At 41.6% G+C, this 22,357-nt stretch carries 20 protein-coding genes; 11 read left to right on the plus strand and 9 right to left on the minus strand.

Annotated features, from left to right (window positions below; all coding sequences use genetic code 11):
* Nucleotides 1-27: 27 nt before the first annotated feature.
* On the minus strand, nt 28-585 hold the full coding sequence (locus J5O05_RS19460; RefSeq protein WP_208845284.1) for a GGDEF domain-containing protein: 558 nt from the start codon (nt 583-585) through the stop codon (nt 28-30).
* A 222-nt stretch (nt 586-807) separates the two neighbouring features.
* Entirely contained in the window at nt 808-1,236 is a 429-nt protein-coding gene (locus tag J5O05_RS19465) for a DUF3429 domain-containing protein (RefSeq protein WP_208845286.1), read from the minus strand.
* Between the two features lie 229 nt (nt 1,237-1,465).
* On the opposite strand from J5O05_RS19465, the gene ahpC reads away from it, so the two are divergent.
* From ahpC to J5O05_RS19485, 4 genes are all read left to right on the plus strand, one after another.
* Nucleotides 1,466-2,032, plus strand: a complete 567-nt coding sequence (gene ahpC / locus J5O05_RS19470; protein WP_208845288.1) for an alkyl hydroperoxide reductase subunit C — start codon at nt 1,466-1,468, stop codon at nt 2,030-2,032.
* A gap of 79 nt (nt 2,033-2,111) precedes the next feature.
* Nucleotides 2,112-3,683, plus strand: a complete 1,572-nt coding sequence (gene ahpF / locus J5O05_RS19475) for an alkyl hydroperoxide reductase subunit F (RefSeq protein ID WP_208845290.1) — start codon at nt 2,112-2,114, stop codon at nt 3,681-3,683.
* Between the two features lie 496 nt (nt 3,684-4,179).
* Entirely contained in the window at nt 4,180-5,133 is a 954-nt protein-coding gene (locus J5O05_RS19480) for an SPFH domain-containing protein (protein ID WP_208845291.1), read from the plus strand.
* Nucleotides 5,134-5,136: 3 nt separating this feature from the next.
* Nucleotides 5,137-5,616, plus strand: a complete 480-nt coding sequence (locus J5O05_RS19485; RefSeq protein ID WP_208845293.1) for an NfeD family protein — start codon at nt 5,137-5,139, stop codon at nt 5,614-5,616.
* 60 nt (nt 5,617-5,676) lie between these two features.
* Here J5O05_RS19485 and J5O05_RS19490 read toward each other — a convergent pair whose 3' ends face one another.
* On the minus strand, nt 5,677-6,393 hold the full coding sequence (locus tag J5O05_RS19490) for a DUF4336 domain-containing protein (protein ID WP_208845295.1): 717 nt from the start codon (nt 6,391-6,393) through the stop codon (nt 5,677-5,679).
* A gap of 55 nt (nt 6,394-6,448) precedes the next feature.
* Nucleotides 6,449-7,555 carry an alanine racemase gene (locus J5O05_RS19495; RefSeq protein ID WP_208845297.1) on the minus strand — a complete coding sequence of 369 codons (1,107 nt, stop codon included), beginning with the start codon at nt 7,553-7,555 and terminating at the stop codon, nt 6,449-6,451.
* A 130-nt stretch (nt 7,556-7,685) separates the two neighbouring features.
* Here J5O05_RS19495 and J5O05_RS19500 point away from each other — a divergent pair, with 130 nt between their 5' ends.
* Complete coding sequence (locus J5O05_RS19500) at nt 7,686-8,306, plus strand: class I SAM-dependent methyltransferase (RefSeq protein WP_208845298.1); 621 nt, start codon at nt 7,686-7,688, stop codon at nt 8,304-8,306.
* Here the strand turns inward: J5O05_RS19500 and nudB are convergent.
* The gene (gene nudB / locus J5O05_RS19505; protein WP_244370183.1) at nt 8,272-8,721 is read right to left on the minus strand and encodes a dihydroneopterin triphosphate diphosphatase; all 450 of its coding nucleotides are present in this window, start codon (nt 8,719-8,721) and stop codon (nt 8,272-8,274) included. The two genes, J5O05_RS19500 and nudB, sit on opposite strands and share 35 nt — an antisense overlap.
* A 375-nt stretch (nt 8,722-9,096) precedes the next feature.
* Between nudB and J5O05_RS19510 the strand changes: the two genes are divergently transcribed.
* The 5 genes from J5O05_RS19510 to J5O05_RS22145 all read left to right on the plus strand — a co-directional run bounded on the left by J5O05_RS19510 (nt 9,097) and on the right by J5O05_RS22145 (nt 15,264).
* Nucleotides 9,097-10,143 (plus strand): WD40 repeat domain-containing protein, encoded by a 1,047-nt coding sequence (locus J5O05_RS19510; protein ID WP_208845300.1) that lies wholly within the window; start codon nt 9,097-9,099, stop codon nt 10,141-10,143.
* A 4-nt stretch (nt 10,144-10,147) separates the two neighbouring features.
* Nucleotides 10,148-11,131: a WD40 repeat domain-containing protein gene (locus J5O05_RS19515; protein WP_208845302.1), complete on the plus strand. Its 984-nt coding sequence runs from the start codon at nt 10,148-10,150 to the stop codon at nt 11,129-11,131.
* Between the two features lie 232 nt (nt 11,132-11,363).
* Nucleotides 11,364-12,266, plus strand: a complete 903-nt coding sequence (locus tag J5O05_RS19520; protein WP_208845304.1) for a cation diffusion facilitator family transporter — start codon at nt 11,364-11,366, stop codon at nt 12,264-12,266.
* Nucleotides 12,267-12,497: 231 nt separating this feature from the next.
* Nucleotides 12,498-13,895: a cache domain-containing protein gene (locus J5O05_RS22140; protein WP_244370184.1), complete on the plus strand. Its 1,398-nt coding sequence runs from the start codon at nt 12,498-12,500 to the stop codon at nt 13,893-13,895.
* Nucleotides 13,896-14,187: 292 nt separating this feature from the next.
* Entirely contained in the window at nt 14,188-15,264 is a 1,077-nt protein-coding gene (locus J5O05_RS22145) for a response regulator (protein ID WP_244370191.1), read from the plus strand.
* A 38-nt stretch (nt 15,265-15,302) separates the two neighbouring features.
* Here the strand turns inward: J5O05_RS22145 and J5O05_RS19530 are convergent, their stop codons facing one another.
* A complete protein-coding gene (locus J5O05_RS19530) occupies nt 15,303-19,793 on the minus strand; it encodes an EAL domain-containing protein (RefSeq protein ID WP_208845306.1) in 4,491 nt (1,496 codons plus the stop codon).
* A 276-nt stretch (nt 19,794-20,069) separates the two neighbouring features.
* Here J5O05_RS19530 and J5O05_RS19535 point away from each other — a divergent pair, with 276 nt between their 5' ends.
* Nucleotides 20,070-20,264 (plus strand): (2Fe-2S)-binding protein, encoded by a 195-nt coding sequence (locus tag J5O05_RS19535; RefSeq protein WP_208845308.1) that lies wholly within the window; start codon nt 20,070-20,072, stop codon nt 20,262-20,264.
* A gap of 77 nt (nt 20,265-20,341) precedes the next feature.
* Here the strand turns inward: J5O05_RS19535 and bfr (J5O05_RS19540) are convergent, their stop codons facing one another.
* The 3 genes from bfr (J5O05_RS19540) to J5O05_RS19550 form a co-directional block, all read right to left on the minus strand.
* Entirely contained in the window at nt 20,342-20,806 is a 465-nt protein-coding gene (gene bfr / locus J5O05_RS19540) for a bacterioferritin (protein WP_208845310.1), read from the minus strand.
* A 9-nt stretch (nt 20,807-20,815) separates the two neighbouring features.
* A complete protein-coding gene (gene bfr / locus J5O05_RS19545) occupies nt 20,816-21,286 on the minus strand; it encodes a bacterioferritin (protein WP_208845312.1) in 471 nt (156 codons plus the stop codon).
* Nucleotides 21,287-21,442: 156 nt separating this feature from the next.
* Nucleotides 21,443-22,342: a cation diffusion facilitator family transporter gene (locus tag J5O05_RS19550; RefSeq protein WP_208845314.1), complete on the minus strand. Its 900-nt coding sequence runs from the start codon at nt 22,340-22,342 to the stop codon at nt 21,443-21,445.
* Nucleotides 22,343-22,357: the final 15 nt, after the last annotated feature.

A 22,357-nucleotide genomic window follows, 5' to 3' on the forward strand; every position in this document is an offset into this window, starting at 1 on the left:
TGCAGGTCTGCAAGATTTAGCAAGGTATCAGCAGATACGTTTTCGCGCAGTTCGACATACCCAATACTTGCCCCCACAGAAAAAGGCTTGAGACTCGTTTAGTAGTTGCTCGCGCCATTGTTCGGTAATTGGTATGGAGGCTCCGAACGCGACAAACTCATCTCCCCCTAATCGGAAACAGTTATCAGCACCAAACTCCTTGCTAATTGCATGAGCAAACAGCTTCAGAATGTTGTCACCTACTAAATGCCCATGTTTGTCATTGGCTGTTTTAAAGTTATCAAGGTCAAAGTAATAAAGATGACTGTGTGTTTCTTGCTGGGTTTCAAACAACTCAAAGCAAGCTCGACGATTGCCGAGTGCAGTAAGTGGATCATGATAGGCTTCAAATTGCAGCTTCTTCTGTAGAAGTTCTTTCTCAGCCATTTCTTGATTGATTTGTTTAATTAGATTGTGCTTGTGGCGAAGCATGTGCAGCATCGCCACACCAATCATAATAAAACCGGCATTCTTAATGGAGGTGTCGATAATGTTGAATATCGCGAAGGAATCTTCAAAAAACTCATCGGCGATGTCTAATGTCATTCCAAAGCAAAAAAGCGCCCAACCAGAAAGAAAAAGAGGAGAAGTCCTATTGGGGTAGTACTGTGCTAACAAGGTTAAGGCCAAGCAAAACCACAGCATTTCCTCGATAGATTCGTAAAAAGAATGGGCTGACGTCCATACTGTGATAGAAAAGGAAAATCCGATAATCCAAATGAATGCGATTAAAACAGGATGGCGCATTGGCAAGAAATCAAAATTAATTTACTTAAGCGTAGTCAAAGATAAAAACATTGCTATCTGAAAAAGGTGACTGACAAACACAACAGACGTTAAAACAACACGCATTTTTCGATAGTCGGGATAATAGTCAGGCCAAAGAGGTGAAGACTTTTCAACGAGTAGTACGACCCAGAACGCGGCACTTAAATAAATTAACACCATTAAAGGACTCGCTAAGGCGAGCAGTGGGAATGGAATGGTGACAGCAACGGTTAACCAAGCGGATACTTTACTTTGTGCACCTGGCCGCCAAATTGAGCCAGCCATGAATGCCAGAATCCCCATACTGTAATATGAAAACATGTTGATAGCCGTGGCATCGGCACCTGTAAATAATTGCCATGTGACAAAAAATAAAAAAGGAAGAAGTCCTAGATAACCCATTTGAATTTGATTGAAATAACGTTCCATAGATAGCTCCGATTAACCCTCGTTAATTTTCATTGATTTATCGTCAATAGGCAAACGACTTGATTATCTAATTCATCTTCTAAAAAATCGATTGGAATAATCTAAACAATCAATTTTATCTCTTTATAGATTCAACGTATCTTTATCACATCGAAAGCGAACAGCGAAAACGAAAGTAAAAACTGCTCGCACACTTAATCAGTTAAATTAATTACAAGTGAGGAAAACCATGACTTCATTAATCAACACGACTATCAAACCTTTCAATGCAACGGCTTACCACAACGGCGAATTCGTGCCTGTGAGCGAACAAAATCTACTAGGCAAATGGTCAATCGTATTCTTCTACCCAGCGGACTTCACGTTTGTATGTCCTACGGAACTAGGTGACCTTGCAGATCACTACGAGCAGCTTCAGGGCATGGGTGTTGAAGTATTCTCTGTTTCAACAGACACACACTTCACACACAAAGCATGGCACGATGCGTCAGACACAATTAAGAAGATCCAATTCCCAATGATTGGTGACCCAACAGGCCGTATCACTCGTAACTTTGGCGTGATGATTGAAGAAGAAGGTTTAGCACTACGTGGTACGTTCGTGATTAATCCTGAAGGCGAAATCAAAGTTGTTGAAACGCATGACCTAGGCATCGGTCGCGACGCGAAAGAATTAGTACGTAAAGTACAAGCTGCTCAATATGTTGCAAACCATGACGGTGAAGTTTGTCCAGCTTCTTGGCAACCAGGTGATGAAACATTGGCACCATCACTAGACCTAGTTGGCAAAATCTAAGCGTTAAAACAAAACGTTAAGTAATCAAAGGTGGTGCTCAACGAGCACCACACCATTCACAGCAGTTGAGACTAAATCTATGTTAGATAACAACATTAAAAATCAATTAAAAAGCCACTTTAACTCGCTATCTGACCCAATTGAATTGGTCATTGCTGTCGATGAAGGCAAAAAATCACAAGAGTTAAAGCAATTAGCCAATGACTTAGCGTCACTCAGTTCGCTGATTACAGTGAAAGAAGCAGCGCAAAACAAACGTATTCCGTCTATGACGGTAACAAGCCCAGCTCGCAAGACTGAAATTACGTTTGCGGGTATCCCTATGGGCCATGAATTTACTAGTTTGGTGCTCGCGTTACTACACAGCGGCGGACATCAACCAAAAGTAAGTGACGAAGACAAAGCGTCAATCGCAAGCTTAGAGTCTGAATTGAATTTTGAGATGTATATCTCGTTAAGCTGCCAAACTTGTCCGCAAGTCGTACAAGCGATTAATTTGATGGCGGCGCTTAATCCAAATGTGAAAGCAACCATGATTGATGGCGCGTTATTCCAAGACGAAGTCAGTGCGAAAAGCATCATGGCGGTGCCAACGGTTTATCTGAATGGCGAAGCGTTTTCGCAAGGTGGCATTGGTTTAACGGAAATTTTAAACAAAGTTGATAAAAACGCGGGTGCAAAACAAGCCAAAGCACTCAATGACAAGTCCGTATTTGATGTGTTGGTTATCGGCGGCGGTCCAGCAGGCTCTGCAGCGTCGATCTATGCAGCGCGTAAAGGGTTAAATACTGGTGTCGTTGCAGAGCGCTTCGGCGGTCAGGTTGCAGACACCGTAGGGATTGAAAACTTTATTTCGGTTAAAGTCACAGAAGGCCCAAAATTAGTCGCGCAGCTTGAAGAACACGTAAAAGACTACGACGTCGATATTATGAAAAGTCAACGTGCAACCTCGCTTAAACGTGGTGAACACGTGGAGATCGGGCTTGAAAATGGCGCGGTCTTAAAAGCCAAATCAGTCGTGCTTGCAACGGGCGCACGTTGGAGAACCATGAATGTACCCGGCGAGCAAGAATATAAAGGCAAAGGCGTCGCGTTTTGCCCACACTGTGACGGCCCGCTCTTTAAAGGTAAACCTGTGGCGGTGATCGGTGGGGGTAACTCTGGAATAGAAGCGGCCATTGATCTTGCAAATATCGTATCGCACGTTACGGTATTGGAATTTGCCGACACGCTCAGAGCAGACGAAGTGCTTATTCGTAAAGCGAAGAGTTTGCCAAACATTACGATTATTAAAAGTGCACAAACGACAGAAGTACTGGGTGACGGTAACAAAGTGACCGGCCTTGTGTACAAAGACAGAACGACCGAAGCGTTAAAAACGGTGGAACTTGCAGGTATCTTCGTCCAGATCGGATTAGTTCCTAACACCGATTGGTTAAAAGACAGCGGTATTGAGCTGACGCGCTTTGGTGAAATTGTGATTGATGCAAAAGGCGCGACGTCTATTCCTGGTGTGTATGCAGCAGGCGATGCGACAACGACACCGTTTAAGCAAATCATCATCGCGATGGGCAGCGGCGCAACCGCAACACTCGGTGCATTCGACTACTTAATTCGCTTGGGCCAAGAAGACGGCAACCAAGCCGCATAAGAATTCATTGCTAATACACCCAAAAGCAATGCAAAGCCACACTCCTGTGTGGCTTTTTTATGTTCGGTTCAAGGTAAAAGTAAAAGGCTTCATTACAGCGAATGAATTACATGGAGAGAGTCAGTTTTTTAGCAAAGCTTTCCACTAGAAATAGGAAATGAACAAACGTCTAAAAAAGGCGTCGCAACCTTTGTTGCTCTCCAAAGGCTACGAAAACCCTAACTAGAAAATAGAAAAAAGGGGCAAAAGCCCCATTGAGACTCACTGGGTTAAAACGTGTCTGTATTGCAAAAAGAGTTGAATTGATAACTCGAGGTTTCCTTTCGAGTCTTAAAATTAGCTGATCCATTTCATAAGTCAAACATAAAAAACAAAATATTTACAAAAAAGTAACGTCTAGGTGCAATTACATAGTTATACGAATCTATAGGCTAATTGAATTAGTCATGGTAGGCTGATTTTAGGAACTGAATTAGTGTTTAAGCGAGGAATACACATGGACCCAGTCAGTCAACTTTTACAGTTTGTATTTACCATTAATTTCTTTGTATTGCTGTTTGTCATTATTGTTTTGAAAAGCAGTATCAAATTTGTACCACAGAACCGAGCGTGGATAGTTGAACGGTTTGGTAAATTCCAGTCTACAAAAGAGGCTGGTCTGAATTTTATAGTGCCATTTATCGATCGAATCGCTGCAGACAGAAGCCTTAAAGAGCAAGCAATAGATGTCCCTTCACAGTCTGCGATTACAAAAGACAATATTTCACTTATCGTCGATGGCGTGTTGTATTTCCGCGTCCTTGATCCTTATAAGGCCACTTATGGTGTAGATGACCATATTTTTGCGGTAACGCAACTTGCGCAAACAACCATGCGCAGTGAGCTGGGTAAAATGGAGTTAGACAAAACGTTTGAAGAACGTGATTTACTAAATACGAATATCGTTGCAGCGATTAACCAAGCTTCTGATCCTTGGGGTATTCAAGTTTTGCGTTATGAGATTAAAGACATTGTGCCGCCTAATTCCGTTATGGAAGCCATGGAAGCCCAAATGAAAGCAGAACGGGTAAAACGAGCTCAAATTTTGGAGTCCGAGGGGGACAGACAAGCAGCAATTAATGTTGCAGAAGGTAAAAAACAAGCACAAGTTCTTGCGGCAGAAGCAGACAAAGCAGAACAGATCCTTAAAGCAGAGGGTGAAGCTAGAGCAATTTTAGCGGTTGCAGAAGCACAAGCACAGGCGTCGCGACAAGTGGGTGACGCGGCAAATACTGTAGAAGGTCAAAAGGCAATCCAGCTTGACCTTGCAACAAAAGCGATTGCGGCAAAAGAAGCGATTGCGAAACAATCTTCGGTCATTCTGTTGCCGGATGGTGCGACAGATGCGAGTAGTCTAGTTGCTCAAAGTATGTCTATTATCAATACATTAAATAAAACGCAAAAAGGCTAAGTAATGAGCTGGTTTACTGAGAATCTATGGGAAAGCATTGCTATTATTGGTATTGTTGCTTTGTGCATCGAAATTCTAGTATTTGGGTTTGCTACTTTTATATTGTTGTTCTTGGGACTGTCCTGTCTCATCAGTGCATTGTCCATGTACTTGGGATTAGTCAATGAAAGTTGGGAAGTTGCGCTCACGTTTAATGCAGTGGTAACCGTGGTTCTGGCATTGTTGTTATGGAAACCGCTTGAGCGGATGCAGAACAAACAAGACTTAACAGCAGTGAAGAGTGATTTTGCCAACATCGAGTTTCAACTTGTTGAAGATGTTGAACCCAATTCAGACAATGTAACGTTTTCATATTCAGGCATTTCTTGGAAATTAAAAAGTACACAGCCGCTTTTGAAAGGGCAGTTTGTGCGCGTAACTAAAAAGGATGTAGGTATATTTTGGGTTATGCCAGTCGAAAAAACGCAAGAGCTGGATCAGTAAACGTTGTGTTGATGTAGACAACTAGTAACCCTTTTAACACGCTAAAAGGGTTACTGAAAATCAATTCAATTGTTCCGCTTTCGCTATAGACGGCTCAAGCCAATCAAAAGATTCCATTAAGAAGTCAACGGCATTTTCAGTAATAATGACACCATGCGCCATCACTATTGTCATTGGCTGCCATGCGATAATGTGCTCAATGTGCTTTTTGGCTTCCTTCTTATGAAAAGTGAACGTAAGTCGCCAGTCTAGCGGCATCTTACCGTGAGGAGCCAATACTCCAACAAGTGATGCCATAAAACGTTTGAACGAACCGAATGCTTTTGGTGAAAAGTTTTCAATCAAATCAGTTACAATGAGTGTTTGGCTGGGCTTGTGGAAGAATACACACTCTTCCATTGCGGGAGAGCCTGTGAACAGATGAGAATCAATTTCTTTTGCCCAAGGTGTTTCCGTTAGTTTCTCTAGTGGACCCGTAAAGGACAAATCACTGCGTTTCTTTAATACTTCTTCAGTACCAAAAGATAATGCTTCAGGATAAGCGTCTTGCCACTGCTTCATAAATAGGTGATGCAGATGATTTGGTGCAATTAAATAGCGGACAGCGCCTAAGCTGTCGACTTGCTGTTTTAATTGGGGATTCAATTCAATCGGACTATGGATCCATAAATCGCCATTGCTGAGTTTTACAATGGTCATTCGGGTAGTGAAAGGCATTGTAAAGAATTGCACGGTACTGCCATCGACGATCCAGATATGTTCGCCAATACTTTTCATGTTACCTCCTTGGTTAAATGTAAATTACTCGTTAATAGTAGTTGGTTCTTAGAGATTACCAACCATTAAATCGTGACCAATTTGTCATTTCGCCACGCTGATCGACAACGTGGTAGCTTTCATGCATTGCAGCGGTTGCACAGGCATGATTTGGCAAAATGCGTAAAATAGAGCCAATGGGATAGGATGAAAGCAACTCAGTTGACGGTAAATGGATGATTCCATGTTCTTGATTTACGCTGTTTACCATTGCACTGGCGATGATGTCTTCATTTGCCTTTTCGACTAGACCGTAACCGTTGTTCCCATCCCCAGGGTCTTTTGATAGTGCCATCCAGCCAGCATCAATAATCAACCAATTCTTTTCTGCATTGTGCCCAATGACTCGAGTAACAACGGACAGCGCAATGTCTTTTAATTCACATACCCCAAGGTTTGCCATCACCAAGTCGAAGAAAACGTATACACCCGCTCGAACTTCTGTCACACCTTCCCAGTCCTCACCATAGTGTGCTGTTGGCGTTGAACCTACGCTGACTGTGTTACAAGGTAACCCCATTGCTCGGATCCGTGATGCAGCTTGAGTGATGGCATTGCGTTCTTGAACGGCAAATTGTTTGATCTCGTTTTCTGATTGGCATAAATAAGCACCGCCGCTATGCGTGAGGACGCCTGCAAAGCAACCTCGACTGGCAAGTTTCAGGGCTATTTTCCCAAGTTGTTCATCCGATGGCTTGATACCTGCTCGCATACCATCACAATCAATCTCAATCAAAACATGCAACGTGCAATGGTTCGTTTCGCAAAACGCTAAAATAGCCTCAGCTTGTACGGCATTGTCGATGAGAATGTTGATGTGAGCACCTTGATGTTGGAGTTCAAGTACAGTTGGCAGTTTATCAGCGGTAATACCCACCGCGTAGGTGATGTTTCTATAACCTGCGGCAACGAATTCTTTCGCTTCTTTGAGCGTTGACACGGTGCAGGGGCTATCGAATGAAGGCAGCAGAAACTTAACGGCTTCTACAGACTTTAAGGTCTTTAAATGCGGGCGAGCAGCAACACCGAGTTCGCTTAATCGAGATTTAAGGCGAGAAATATTATTCATAAATCTCATCTTGTCCACGAGAAGACAAGGTGTCGAAAGTGATTCTAGCTGCATTATACTTATCCTGTGCCAAACGACTATATGAGTAGACCTCAACGCGAATAAATCTGTTCCCCGTTGAGAGTCATAATTTTGTTATTTTCATCGCGTATAACTAAACGGCTTTTGATTTTTGAGATACACGATGTCGCAAGATTATTACAATATTCATGCTTATGACTTAGCAAATCAATATCAAGCTGTTGATTTTGAATATCTACATGCTCATTGGTTGCATTTGTTGAAACCGTATTTGAGAAAAGCACAAGCGCGTTTTCTAGACGTTGGTGCGGGAGCAGGTCGCGATGCGGTGTATTTTGCACTAAACGGCAATGATCCATACGTGGTCGCGGTCGAGCCTGCGGCGACTTTAAAAAGGATGGGGGAGGCTTACTCAGGATCGTTACCCATTCATTGGCTAGAAGACAGCTTACCTAGATTGTTTTTTACTGAGCAGCTAGGGACCCATTTCGATGTTATTTTATTAAGCTCAGTTTTAAACCATCTTCCTATTTGGGCGCTCAGACCTTCACTCTATCGCGTTACACAACTGTTGCTGCAAGGCGGCATTGTGATGATTAGTTTGCGCGAGTCTGAGGATGCTCAGGACAATAAGCAACGTGGCGTGAACAATATTTCAATTGAACAATTGTTGCATGCTGCAACGTGTGAGGGTTTATCCTGTATTTACCAAAAAGAAGCGCAGGCGGATTTTTTTGGTCGGGACGCGATTAAATGGCATGTGTTTGTATTTCAAGTTCAATAATTTCTTTCTTGTTACTGGGTGACCACGCTTTTTGCGCCGCGAGTCTTTGCGGTAACCAAATATAGTCAGTGTGTTCGGACGGATTTAAGACGAGTGTAATGTGTTCAGGCACCTCTACACTAAACACATACTCCGTATTTATGTAGTTTCCAGGCGCATAGCGATAGCGCCATTGAGGACGAATTTCATAGCTATTGGTATGACTATGTTGAACGACAGAAAGATTTAACTTGAGCGCATCAATGCCTGTTTCTTCTTTCAGTTCCCGAATTGCAGTATCAATCGGTTTCTCCCCCTGTTCTATTCCTCCTGTGACAGATTGCCAAAACTCTGGGTCATCTGCTCGTTGGATTAGTAGAAAATCACCATCGCGTTTGTAAATTACAACAAGTACGGAGAAAGGTTGACGAAGCACGTTTGCAACTCCACGTTTACTTTGCCGATATTGTAACGGATAAATGTGACATTCAAAGGTAAAAAGGCAATTTCAAGATGAGTATAATTCTTGTTCAAATAATTTTGCTTTTTGCATGAGTGAACTATAATCAAGAAGCATAGCTTTAACTTTTGTGTGTAGTGAGCAGTTTGGCCTGCTAATCTTGCCTGAATGTCTCCGCTTTCTACAATACCCCCACAAAATAGGTCATGCTGGGTGTAACTGACTTTGAGTGGATTTGCCAAATGGCGCTTAACTTGAACCTAATTTACCTTGCTCGAGCAGTTACATCCTTTCTTAACCCGATTTATTATGGCAGTCTAAGCAACTCAATTGCATTAACTGGGATTACGCATGGGTTTTACGCGAGTATTCTCGACTTCTCTCCTTCTCACTATAAGCACAAATACGTTCATTGTTTTTGCTCTTTGCTCATTTTTATTAGTCGGATGTGGGCAAGACAAAATAGCGTTAAACAATCAAGCTGCAACCTCTGTGGGTGAGCCTGTTTTAGATGCTAAATTTTCGGGTGATGCTGCGTCAATACTCTTTTTAAACCATGCACAGCAGGTCAAAATTTGGTCTTTGAACACTAATCAAATCGACGTTATTCTGCCTGAGGACAAATTACCCAAACCAGCTAGGCAGGTTGAATACTCAAAAGACGGCAGTATAGCCCTTGTGATCGGTGAAAATGACGTTGCGATTTTTAGAGTACAACCACTTGAATACATCGGAAAGCTCAGAATGCAGGGGATTTCGCCTCTTGCTCGAATAACGGCGTCAGCCTTGTCTGAAAACAAACTTAAATTTGTTGCGGGGATGGAGGATGGTGCGATTAATATGGCTCAGCTCGACACCGGTATTAATAACCAATTTCAGCCACATCGTCAGCTAGTATCACATATTCAATTAACGAATAATGGAGACGTTGTATATAGTGGTTCACTGGATGGACAAATTGCGCGATGGCAATTTGGTGAACCGAAAGCGATTTATTCAAACATGTACCAACATCGTATTACCTCGCTGGCACTTAACAAAAGTGCGGATCGCGTGTTTGTGTCAGATGGTTTACACGAACAGCAGATTCTGGATGCTGAATCAGGCGATGTTATTGTAAAACTGGATTATATTTCTCGCTTTAAGCCTTTTCGAGAAGCGTATTTTGATGAATCGGGCAAGTTATTAATGACGACGTCGAGTAAGTCACAAATTACGTTTTGGGATTTGAAGTCAGGTAAAGAAATTGGTGTATGGTCTTGCCAAACAATGAAGGATGGCGCAACAGTATTAGCTATAACACAACCAGATAAAACACATATGATGACCGTGAATACAGATGGTCTCATAGAAACGTGGAATTTGACGCCTTTGCTGGATAGTGTAGATAAGGAATAGTGATATGCGAAATTTAATGATTCTCTTTAGTCTCATATTCCTGATGAGTTGCGATGGAAAACAAGTCGAAAAGGTGGATGATGCGTTTGGGCTTGTTAACGAACAAGTGATTTATGCAGCTTTTTCTGCGGATAGCCAATCGGTTCTGTTGTACACCCAAAGTAAAAATCTAGAGCTTTGGGATCTATCAAGTCGTACTAAGCGAATGCAGCTTGAGTTTAGCCAAATAGGTGAGGTTGCGCGCGCGTTTCTTTTGACTCACCAAAAAACAAAAATAGTCGTAGGTGGTGAGCAACGTCTCAGCTTTTGGTCTGTTGAAACGGGTCAGCTTGAACAATATTTTACCCTTAGCGGCGCAGACCCTCTGGCGAGAATAGCAAGTATTGCAATGTCGCCAAATGACGAATATCTCAGCGTGGGGATGACTGATGGTTCAATTGTTCTGATATCGTTTAAAGATAAATCACAACGTCTTTTTAAACCTCATTCGAGTGAGGTTGCTTATCTTATTTGGGATGCAGACAGCAGGCGGGTCATGAGTGCTGGGTTTGATGGCGTGGTGTCTACATGGCTGTTCAGTGATGCGACTGTGCTAAGTGAATTTCATGTTGAAAAGCGCGTTACCACCCTCGCAGCAACCAAAACGCTTGATACGGCATTCGTCTCTGACGCACTACATGATCAACGTTATTTTGATGTTAGAAGTGGGCACATCAAAACAACACTTTCGTACCCTGAACGTTTTCGATGGTTTAGAGAAGGGCTGCTCCTTGAAGAAAGGCCTTATATTGTAACGACCTCATCTAAATCAAAACTCTCAATTTGGTCTAAGGAGACGGGCAAAGAATTGGGTTCTTGGTTTATAAATGCGTCAGGTGGGGAGGCGCTAGTATTAGACATTATTGAAGAAAAGCCGGGTACTATCATTACCGTTAGCTCGGATGGGATTATCGAACGATGGCAAGTTGATGCTTTGGTTCAAGAATAGAATAAAAAGGATGCCTATTGCGTTGGCTTGATAAGTTAGAGCCTATTTTCTGGGCAATTTAAGTTCAATATGGTGAGAATGTTGAGTGTTCTAACGTCTTGTTTAACAATGTCTGGCGCGTTTAGGCCAAATTAAAAGCGTTCAGTGCTAATTTTAGTGCGCACAGAGCGAATTCGCGTTACAATTGATACTGTATATCATTACTATCTGCCAAAAGAACCTATACCTAACTATGACCAGTATTACGACTCACGAAGCGTCTCGTCGCCGATTGCTGCTAGCATTAGCGATAACTTGTACCTTTATGGTTATTCAGCTTTTTGGGGCGTACTACTCAAACTCACTCGCCGTTTTGGCGGATGCAGGTCATTTGTTTGTCCACAATAGTTCACTGTTTATCGCTGTAATAGCATCCACTTTTGCAGTCAAACTGGCTCGAAATTTCGATGAAGGGCATAAAAAAGCAGAATACACCGGTGGACTTATTAATGGTGTCTTGTATCTCTCGATAAGTGTGTTGATTTTATACGAAGGTACACAAAGATTGTCAGCGCATGGCGCTGGACACGATTTTGAAATTAACTCTTACATGATGTCCATGATCTCGGCGATAGGGTTTCTATTTCACGGCCTTTCTGCTTGGATTTTATATAAAGGCCGTAAAGACAGCATCAATGTTTACGCGGTGTTCCTGCATTCATTTTTAGACTTGTTGTCTACCGTCACCACGTTTATCGCGGGGGTGTTGCTACATTTCACGGGTTGGCAAGTTATAGACGTTATTTCGAGTATGTTCATATCGCTGTTCGTATTGTATACCGGCGCGCGCGTTGTAAGAGTATGTTTAAAGGGCATCTTGAAAAGAGAAGAGTTACCAAACTTAGAGCAAGTCGAGCACACTTTACTGGAAGCCGAGCATGTAGATAGCGTTCACAATGTCACCATAAAGCGAGTATCAGGCGTGGTAACTATTGGTGCGCATATTGTCCTAAAACACCACTGTACACTCGAGCAACATGACGAGCTGTGTAAAATAGCCGTAGAAACGTTGTTAAAACAACGGTTTGGAGCGGTTAAAAGCATTATTCAAGTTGAAAGTCATAATTGTCCGGCTCATCCTCAGCCAATTATCTAATTCCTTTATTTAAGTTTTATCTTCGATTGCTCAATGAGGAAAACGTAGTTTTCTCAGCACGTTTAACTTTGAATGTCTAATATTTGTAGAATTATCTGCGTCTTGTGTTGTCGAGTAGGTTACCTACATAAACGAAAGCACAAGTTAAGTAGTTAAAATTTCAGTATTTACTTGGCAAATTGCACGGTATCTTTTAACTTTATAGACAGAAGATAAAATGGAACGCGCGCTTTGACAATCACTCAGCATCGACTTTTCCCGTTATTGTGTACGGTGACCCTTGGCGTCGTTGGTGGCTTCGCGAATCTATTACCGTTCTGGTTTCTTGATAGCTCCGAGTTTCTATTTGGTCAGCTGTTCGTTCTATGTGTGCTGCTACTATTTGGTTGGCAATATGCTTTGCTTGCCGTCGCAATTGGTGCCGGTTTCATTTATTATCGTTGGGATCACTGTTGGTCTTCTGTGGTGTTCGCACTTGAAGTCGTCTGGCTGCAAGTTCTTTGTATAAATAGTAATAAGCCCTTATTTTTACGTGGGCTTGCGTTTTGGGTTTTAATTGGCTTAGCACTCCTATTCCTTTTTGGCTATTTTTTCCTAGCTTTACCGCTTCTCGTTATCGTCACGGCGCTTGCGAAGTACTTTATTAATGCCGCGCTATACCTAGCCGTGGTCGACTTGCTTGGCTTTTTCTTTATTCGGCAGCTATGGCGTGCTTCACCGCTATATCAAATGCTAAATTACACCGTTAGTCTATTAATCGTGTTAGTTGTCTTGGTGACTTCCATTGTGTTAACCAACAACTATTACGCTCGCCTCGAGTTGGAAGTGAAAAATCAACTCACCGAAGATTCGTTGACGGTAACAAGACAAATAGAAGACTATCTTCAAAGCTATAAACGAGCTGTTGCGCTTACCGCCAAAAGTATCGAGCTTGGTATCGATAAACAGAACGCGCTTGCTCAGTTAATGTTACTCCACCCAAATTTCCGAACTGGCATTGTCACCGACAATAAAGCACAAATTACGCATTTTTACCCTGAAGGCTTTAAGCTGAGCATGATGGACGAAGATAAAAGTGTAGCAGATAGAGATTATTACCAATCGGCACAACATTATCCTGATGGATTTGTTTCGGATATTTTCAGAGGTAGGGGGCTTGGGAACGAACCGATCGTCGCAATTTCGGCACCGGTGATGAACAACCGCAAGTTTGCAGGAATTGTAGAAGGCTCGTTGATATTTGAGTCATTTGAGCAGTTTATTCCCCGATTAGTTAACACCTCAGGTGAATTGCTTGTGCTAGACAGTGCCAATAAAGTGGTTTACAGCTCATTAAAATCGGAGTTTAAGACTCTCGATTTAGTTGCCGACGATAAGCGCACAGCATTTGATCCCAATACTCATCTTTTTCAAACAAGCCAAAATGATATTTTCTATTACCACGAAAATAACTCACCCATATTAGGATGGACCGTCGTTACGCTACTTGAACGTAAGCATGTTAATCTCGCAGACGGCCTCAGCATGGGGATTATCGGGCTTTCTCGCGGTTACTATTATTGTATTAAGCAGTATATTTGTCAGTCAATTAACGCGCGTGCTGGTGAGTCCGATAGAGCGCTTAAGTAATCATATTCATGACTTTGATCCGAGCAAGATGATATCGGACGAGCAACGAACTCAAAACGGGTTTCTTGAGATGGTTGGACTGCAACAACAGTTTTCTCAACTTGCCTTGAAGTTAAATACGAGTTTTGCGCGTTTACAGAATTCGTATGACGAAAATGAAGCGCTCAATAAAAAGCTGAAAGACTTTAACGTAAAACTTGAACAGCAGGTCAACGAGAAAACACAAGAATTGATAGAAGCTGTGCGTGTGGCAAACAAAGCGAGTCAGGCTAAAAGTCAGTTCTTAGCCAACATGAGTCATGAGATCAGAACGCCGTTAAATGGAATTTTAGGACTCTCTGAGCACCTTATAAATAGTGACGAGTTATCGACAGAAGTCTCCGATCAAGTACTCATGATCCAGCAATCGGCAAACAATTTGCTCTTAATATTGAACGATATTCTGGACTATTCAAAAATAGAAGCTGGAGCATTGAAACTCGATTTTCATCCGACAGAAACATACCGGTTATTCGATAACATCGCGCGGGTGTTTGGTAAAACGGGTATAAAACCAGGCGTCAGGTTTAACTATCAAATTTCTGGAAGCCTTCCTGCCTTTTTGAATTTAGACGCGCTTAGAGTGGGGCAGGTGATTAACAACTTGCTCAGTAATGCTGGAAAATTCACCAATGCAGGTACTGTTTCTTTGGGTATTCAATACGTTGACGGTCGACTTGAAATTGTTGTGGAAGACTCGGGTATTGGTATGAGTGAGCAGCAGCTTGCTAATTTATTTAGAGAATTTGTTCAGGCGGATACGTCGACGACACGCAAATTTGGCGGGACTGGACTCGGCCTAACGATATGTAAACGTTTGGTGGAGCTAATGAATGGCGAACTTCTTGTACAAAGTGAACCTGACGTTGGGAGTCGTTTTGAAGTGTTTATCCCGTGCGTTGTAGTCGATGGCGAAAGTGTCTCATTAGCACCTATTACTGTCCCTGAGTTGTTAGGCATTAAAGTGCTTCTTGTTGAAGACAACATCGTTAATCAGATTGTTGTCAAAAAGATGTTGGAAAAGACACAGTGTGAAATTGAATGTGCAAGTGATGGAAAAGAAGCCTTAGCCCGTTTACAAGAACAAAGCTATCCAATCGTGCTTATGGACTGTCAAATGCCGAATATGGACGGGTTTGAGTGCACGAGGCATATTCGCCGTGAACCCGGTAAATATGGTGGGCCGCACATTATTGCCATTACAGCGAATGCATTTGCGGAGGACAGGCTCAAGTGTATCCAAGTTGGTATGGATGACTTTGTTGCCAAACCAGTTAAAACGGATGATTTATTCAGAGCGTTAAGCAAAGTGGAGTGTATAACCACTTAATGTATTTTACGAATCCGAATTAAGTGAGCGGGTTATGTTTAACCCGCTTTTGCTTTCTTGCCTACTTCATCAATATATAAATCAGACATCAAAATTTCAGCAGATACGGGCTTTGAAAAATAGAAGCCTTGCATATAGTTGATGCCTAATTGGCTTAGGTAACGAATGTGATCCATCGATTCAACACCTTCAGCAATACACGTCATGCCAAGGTTATTCGCAAGCATAGTAATCGTTTTGACGATGGATTTGTTACTTGGCGTATGTTCCATGCTACGCACGAATCCTTGGTCAATCTTAATAATATCGATTGGGAATTGGCTTAAGTAGGTGAGAGACGAGTACCCAGTTCCGAAGTCGTCCAGTAAAAGAATAAAACCTTGTTCATTGAGTTCCATCAAGGCCGATTTCGCTTTTACCTTGTCAGCCAACAATGTGCTTTCAGTGATTTCCAAACGCAATCGGCTGCAAGGGATGCCAAATTCGTACAAAATAGCGACTAGATGTTCAGTAATATTTGCTCTAAGCACTTGGTGTGCGGATAAGTTCAGCGAAATATAAAAATCTCGGTTTTCAAGCAGTAACGGTTTTAACTCTAAAATTGCGCGTTTGAGAGCCTGATCTGTCATGACTTCAATAAGGCCAACCTCCTCGGCGACCGGAATAAATTCGGCTGGTGAAATCAACTGGCCTTCCTGTTCCCAGCGCATTAGGAGTTCTACCCCAACAACTTGGTTATTACGAGAGTTTACAATGGGTTGATAGTGATTAAAGAAACCATTTTCTTTTACTGCATTTTTAAGGGACGTTTCAAGTTTCAGCTTTCTTAATATCTCATCATTCATTGCGCTGGTGAAAAACTTAAAGCTATTTCGGCCACTTTGTTTTGCATGGATCATTGCCACATCGGCATGACGAATAAGTTTCTCAGCGTTATTGGCATCAAACGGGTAAATCGCAACCCCAATACTGGCAGAAATGCTCACCGTAAAGCCACTAATGGTTATTTTTTCAGGCAAAGCGATAAGTAATGCGCTGACCAACTCGCTAATTATTTCAGGAGACTTTACTGATTCAAAGAGTACTAAAAACTCATCCCCACTCTGTCTTCCTAACGTACAACCACTTGGCAATATTGACTCGATTCGACGTGATATTGCACTTAACAGCTTGTCGCCAACATCATGTCCATAGGAGTCATTTATGGGTTTAAACTTGTCTAAATCGATAAACAATAAACCAACTAATTCGTCATTTTGAGCGACGTTAATGGCTTTTTGAATACGTTTCATCATCAAGTTGCGATTTGGTAAACCGGTGAGTGAATCGTAGTTAGCTAAAAAACGAAACTCTTTTTCCGTTTTCTTTTGTTCAGATAAATCCGAGAGAACAATCACGTAATATTCAATCTCTTCGCTGGATTTAGTAATAGCATTAATACTAAGTTGAATGGGATGCTTTGCATTGTGCGAAGTACGTAGCGTGACTTCTTCGCGGTGGTTTCCTTTAGGTTGCAGCGACTTGATGTTTTTTAGCAAACTGGAGAAATTTCGGCTTCCTAGCGCCTCCCTAAATTGCGGAATAGACAAATCTTTAATTTGACCTTGTGCAATACCAAAAGCATGGCAAAACGTTGAGTTCGCTGCGATAGGAAGCAAATTCGCATCGAGAATTAAAAGCCAATCGTTTATCTGACCAAATGCATCGCCTAAAATGGATGCCATCATGTTCGTCGCTTTCTGCTCAGTGATATTACTGTAGATACCAGACACTTTAATTGGAATGCCATCTTGGAACTCTGATATCCGCCCTACGTCGTGATACCAACACCACTGACCGTCATTGGCTTTCATCCGATAGGTCGCTTCGAAAACCGCATCCTGCTCTTTCTTGTTGAGCAGCGCAAACCACTGTTGTTCGACCGCGGGATAGTCATCCGGATGAATGAGGTCTTTGTGTATTTCAGCATTGCAGACATCATCCAAGTCCTTATAGCCTAGTTCTTGGATAAGCCGTTGTTGAATAATAGTACGTGTTGCCAGATTTACTTCCCAAATACCGCTGTTTGTTGCTTGCAATGCGAGGCCAGTTTGCTTTTGGCTACGCGTCATTTCTGTCAACGCGCTTTTTATAATTTGCTGTTTTTTATTACTTTGACGTAACCACAGAGCAAAAAGCGCCAAAGCAATGACAACATAAGCGGTAATGGCAAGTGGGGATGCGTACGGTGCATGAGCAACCGATATTTTCAATGATTTACTTGCTAATTCACGATTACTGCCGCGTTCTTTCAAAAAGAGAGTTAGCTGATAATTACCCGGCTTTAACTGACTAAAGAATAGCTTACCTAGTTTTACATCGTGATAGTCGGCGTTTGTTGGCCCAGTCATTTTTGCTGAATAATAGTCGTTGTGTTGATCTAAAAAATCAAAATCTGAAAAACGAATAAGCAAACCCACATCATCGTGCTTAAGTTGAATTGAGTCTGAAATTGCGAATGGCTTGTTTTTAGACATTAAGGCCAATTCGGTGATTTCAATTTGGGTTTGCGCACTTTTGGCAGCCAAGGCGGATGGATCAAAAACAATCATGCCTTGAGTCGAGCCAAAGGCGAGATTGCCATTCTTTAATTTTGCGCTTGCACCCGAATTAAATTCATCGACAGGAAGTCCATTGTGATGACTAAATAATTTGATACTGCGGTCGGATAAATCAAAGCGATATAGACCTTTTTGCGTACTTGCCCAAAGCGCATTGGTACTATCGAGCTGTAGTTCATAAATGGTGTTTGTTAAGAATCCTGTTTTTTCATTAAACTCGCTGAGTTGTTCAAGTGTTTCTAGACTAATCGCTACGAGACCTTCTGTCGACGTAGCAAGCCATAATGTGCCATTACTGTCTGCAGCCCAACTATCCACCACCGCAAATTTTGACGAATCTTCTTTGCCAAAATCGTAAACGAGAAACGTCTTGTGGCTTTGGGTGTTATAACGCATCAATTTACTGTTTGTTGAAATGAGCAAATCATTTGGATGCGTAGGAAGCGGTGCGAGGAACTTATAGAAGGAATTTGTAGAGAGTTGTTCCGATAGTCCCTCAATCGGATTGCACTGAAGTTCTGTTTTAGAGCATTGGTAATAATTTTTGTTTGAAGCAAAGTAGATATATTGTTCCGCTTCATACATGCCACGGATATAGTCGTCGCTTTTCAACTGAGTCTGTATTTCTGTGAGGTTTCGAATATCACCGGTTGCAGGCGTGAAGACTTGAATGCCAAACGGAGTTTCTAATAGCAAAACTTTAAGGTTTTGGTACTGGCCTGATGCAATCGTTACAACAGCGTTAAGACCAAATATTTCTTTGGGATCGTTGTTTTGGAAAAAAGTCTCTACCGCTTGATCGTGTTCAACAGCTATAAGGCCGTTGTCAGACCCCATCCAAAGTTGATTATCAATTTCTTTAATCGACCAAATAGTGTTACTTGCAAGCGGGTGCGAGGGCGACTTTACATTAATAAATCGCTTAGCTTGAAGTGGCCAATAAAAAACACCTTGCTCTCTCGACGCCATCCACATGACATTATTTTTATCCACCATAATGTCGTAGACACTGGTGTTCGTCACATTGTAGCGACTGCCGTCAAAACTTAGGACCTTGCTTGCGGTTTTACTTTTACGCTGAATTTCATAAAGGCCCAATTCGGTCGCGATAAATTCGCCAAATTCCGTTTTTTGGTAGTCCCAAATATTGAGGTCAGCTACCAGTGTATAAGTGTGTTCGGGTTTGAATTCGACGCCATCAAAAGGCAACACGTAAAGGCCTCTGACGGTGCCAACCAAAAGTCCCAATGTAGGATCATAAGTTAGGAATTTCACATTTTGATTTAATTTATCGGCTTTTTCTGCGGTGATGAATTGAATTGGGTTAAGTAAATGCTGGCGTGTGTCCAATTTGTATAAGCCCACATCACTGCCAATAAGCAAGTCATTCCCGACGAAAGCAAGCGAGCGAACTAAGCTGACGGTGTCAGGTAATGCAACGAGAAAATTGGATTCAAGTGTTCTCAAATCAATCGTAAATACTTGACGTTCAATTCCAACGTATAACAAGTTGCCACGTTCGATAACAACCGAAATAGGAGAGAATAATGTACTTTCAGGCGTGATTTTACCAGAATAGATTTTTTTGCTGACCAGTGTTTTGGGGTCAATCAGGTAACTACCGGAATAGCCAGTAGAAACAAAAATTTGACCATTATTAAGAGCACGCAGCAAATAAATAGGTTTATCAGAAAAATCAATGTCATGATTGATAACACTAATTTGATAACCGTCGAAGCGGTTGAGCCCTTGTTCAGTGCCAACCCAAACATAACCAAGTTTATCTTGGACAATGTTATTAACGACACTTTGGGATAGGCCTTCGTTAACAGAAAGGCGTGTCAGTCTTTGCGCGTAATTGGTCGTCGCGAAGGCATTTAATGAAACGCACAAAGAAAACAGAAGCATAAACAAAGACGTCAAACGCATCTACTCTAACTCCAATGCTGCGGAAACCGATTTGTCCCGCCTACATCCAAGTACTCAGACTTCTTCCATGAACTATTTCATATTCTAATAGTATAATTTACCACATATTTTAAGATTTATTTACATCATTTAAGTCGAAAAGATAATTTGTTTTCTTTATAGAAACAATCAAAGGCGTAAAAGACAGATAAAACAAAGTTTAAAAACAGTATTGATAATTATTGTTGTTTACACTAAAATCCGTTTTGTAAATCGTACTGAGATTGGTTCTTATTTATGTATATCTGTATTTGTCATGGTGTTACCGATAAAAAAATTGCACAAGCTATTGATGATGGTGCGATGACTATGCGTGATCTTGCAAAAGAGCTTTCGGTGGGCACACAGTGTGGTAAATGCACAAACTGTACGAAGAAAATTTTGAATGAACGACTAATCGAAATAGCAGATATTACAGATCAAGTCGCATAAACGAATACAAAAAAAAAGGCTTACCACTGGTAAGCCTTTTTTTTGTATTTTTAACTCACTCGATTTTCGATTTTCGATTAGAGCTGTGACTGTAGATAATTCTCGATGCCCATTTTTGCAATTAAGCCAATTTGTGTATCAAGCCAATCAATTTGCTCTTCTTGCTCACCCAAAATATGGTTAAGCGCTTCACGGCTGATGTAATCTTGTTTAGTTTCGCAAAGAGCAACCGCATCGTGAAGGTCTTTAATGGTGTCTTGTTCAAACGCAAGATTAGCTTCAATCATTTCTTGGCTATTTTCGCCAATTCGAAGTCGACCTAAATCTTGTAAGTTTGGAAGGCCTTCTAAAAATAAAATCCGTTCAATAAGACGATCCGCGTTTTTCATCTTTTGGATTGAAACTTTGTAGTCAGCTTTATCAAGTTGGCTAAAACCAAAGTCTTTAAACATTCTAGCGTGTAAAAAATATTGGTTAATGCCTACAAGCTCGTTTGCAAGAACTTTGTTTAATGAAGCAATGACCGCTTTATCACCTTTCATTTGAAACCCTTATGCTAACTGCGACTGAACGTAATTTTGTAGACCAATCTTGTCCATCAGACCAAGCTGTTGTTCAAGCCAATAGACGTGGTCTTCTTCAGTGTCGAAAAGTAGTTTTTCAAGTACTGAACGAGATTGGTAGTCTTGCTCTTGTTCGCAAATTGCAATGGCTGCTTTGACGGAGGTCACCACCTCAAGTTCGAGAGTGAGGTCATTTTGCATCATAGAACTTACGTCAGAGCCAATTAACAAGTCGCGGCGATTCGTCATATTTGGCACACCGCCTAGGAAAAGGATACGTTTAATTAGCCAATCTGCATGCGTGGTTTCTTCTTCCATTTCATGATTTAGACGCTCATACAACTTCGCCATTCCCCAATCATCGTACATACGTGAATGGATAAAATATTGATCGATAGCGGCCAGTTCGTTTGCGAGAAGTGCATTAAATGCATCAATGACTTTTTGCTTGCCTTGCATAGCGGAATCCTAGGGATATCTGTATTGCAGGCCAGTGTACCTTCTACATACGGAGTGTCAATAAAAAACGTTTAAAAACATATGGTTAAAAATTGATTGTGATTCTCATTTGGTTTCAACATGAGAATCTATTTTCATTACAATAAAAGAAGATATCTAACTTGCTGATATATAACATGTATCCAATTTTTCAGCTGAGTTAACTATTTCTATCGTCGCGTGTGAGATGTGGAACGTTTCTTTAAGTGCCAATTTTAATCGCGCTAAATCGATGTTGGGTTGATTTCCTAAGATAATTTGCGCGTCGAGCATGATTTTGTGTTCGTCTAATTGCCAGATATGAATATGAGGAACGTCTTTTATTTCCGTCGTATGTTTCATGAAATCAACCACCTCTGGTAACGTAATGTGGTTAGGTACAGCTTGCATAAGAATGTTCATACTTTCCTTGGCAAGCAGTGAACCGTGATAAATCACATAGAGACTGATCAATACGGTTGCAACGATATCAACCCAGTAAACTTGGTAAAGGATAATAAGTGAGCCTGAAATAATCACAACCAACGAGGCAAGTGCGTCGGATACGTTGTGAATAAATGCTGCGCGTATATTCATACTTGTCTTTGCGCCAGAAAAGTACGTTAACAATGCGGTGATGACGTCGATGATTAGCGCAAGAGCTGCAATCCAAACGACAATCCAGCCATCAATTGGTTCTGGATTAAAGACTTTGCTAACGGCTTCAAAGATGAGATATGCACCGATTAAAATGAGCGTTGTGCTGTTTATTAATGCGCCAATTATTTCAGCTCGTTGATAGCCATAGGTCATTGTTTCATTCGCTGGGCGATTCGCTATTTTGCGAGCAAGCTGCGCAATGAAGATAGCGCCTGCATCGGAAAGATTATGCAGTGCATCCGCAACAAGCGACAAACTACCCGATAAAACGCCGCCAACGATTTGCGCGATAGTTAGCAAAATATTAATGAATACGGCGTACGTGAGTTTGTCATGGTGATGATGACCATGAGCTCCGTGGTGATGTGCATGTGGCATGCTCAATTCCTCACT

It is taken from the genome of Pseudoalteromonas xiamenensis (assembly GCF_017638925.1).
Lineage (GTDB): Bacteria > Pseudomonadota > Gammaproteobacteria > Enterobacterales > Alteromonadaceae > Pseudoalteromonas > Pseudoalteromonas xiamenensis.

Excerpts from the sequence above, each read along its gene's own strand:
- J5O05_RS19460 (WP_208845284.1), bottom strand. The coding sequence starts at position 585 with ATGACATTAGACATCGCCGATGAGTTTTTTGAAGATTCCTTCGCGATA.
- J5O05_RS19465 (WP_208845286.1), bottom strand. The coding sequence starts at position 1,236 with ATGGAACGTTATTTCAATCAAATTCAAATGGGTTATCTAGGACTTCTT.
- ahpC (WP_208845288.1), top strand. The coding sequence starts at position 1,466 with ATGACTTCATTAATCAACACGACTATCAAACCTTTCAATGCAACGGCT.
- ahpF (WP_208845290.1), top strand. The coding sequence starts at position 2,112 with ATGTTAGATAACAACATTAAAAATCAATTAAAAAGCCACTTTAACTCG.
- J5O05_RS19480 (WP_208845291.1), top strand. The coding sequence starts at position 4,180 with ATGGACCCAGTCAGTCAACTTTTACAGTTTGTATTTACCATTAATTTC.
- J5O05_RS19485 (WP_208845293.1), top strand. The coding sequence starts at position 5,137 with ATGAGCTGGTTTACTGAGAATCTATGGGAAAGCATTGCTATTATTGGT.
- J5O05_RS19490 (WP_208845295.1), bottom strand. The coding sequence starts at position 6,393 with ATGAAAAGTATTGGCGAACATATCTGGATCGTCGATGGCAGTACCGTG.
- J5O05_RS19495 (WP_208845297.1), bottom strand. The coding sequence starts at position 7,555 with ATGCAGCTAGAATCACTTTCGACACCTTGTCTTCTCGTGGACAAGATG.
- J5O05_RS19500 (WP_208845298.1), top strand. The coding sequence starts at position 7,686 with ATGTCGCAAGATTATTACAATATTCATGCTTATGACTTAGCAAATCAA.
- J5O05_RS19510 (WP_208845300.1), top strand. The coding sequence starts at position 9,097 with ATGGGTTTTACGCGAGTATTCTCGACTTCTCTCCTTCTCACTATAAGC.
- J5O05_RS19515 (WP_208845302.1), top strand. The coding sequence starts at position 10,148 with ATGCGAAATTTAATGATTCTCTTTAGTCTCATATTCCTGATGAGTTGC.
- J5O05_RS19520 (WP_208845304.1), top strand. The coding sequence starts at position 11,364 with ATGACCAGTATTACGACTCACGAAGCGTCTCGTCGCCGATTGCTGCTA.
- J5O05_RS22145 (WP_244370191.1), top strand. The coding sequence starts at position 14,188 with ATGAGTCATGAGATCAGAACGCCGTTAAATGGAATTTTAGGACTCTCT.
- J5O05_RS19530 (WP_208845306.1), bottom strand. The coding sequence starts at position 19,793 with ATGCGTTTGACGTCTTTGTTTATGCTTCTGTTTTCTTTGTGCGTTTCA.
- J5O05_RS19535 (WP_208845308.1), top strand. The coding sequence starts at position 20,070 with ATGTATATCTGTATTTGTCATGGTGTTACCGATAAAAAAATTGCACAA.
- bfr (WP_208845310.1), bottom strand. The coding sequence starts at position 20,806 with ATGAAAGGTGATAAAGCGGTCATTGCTTCATTAAACAAAGTTCTTGCA.
- bfr (WP_208845312.1), bottom strand. The coding sequence starts at position 21,286 with ATGCAAGGCAAGCAAAAAGTCATTGATGCATTTAATGCACTTCTCGCA.
- J5O05_RS19550 (WP_208845314.1), bottom strand. The coding sequence starts at position 22,342 with ATGCCACATGCACATCACCACGGAGCTCATGGTCATCATCACCATGAC.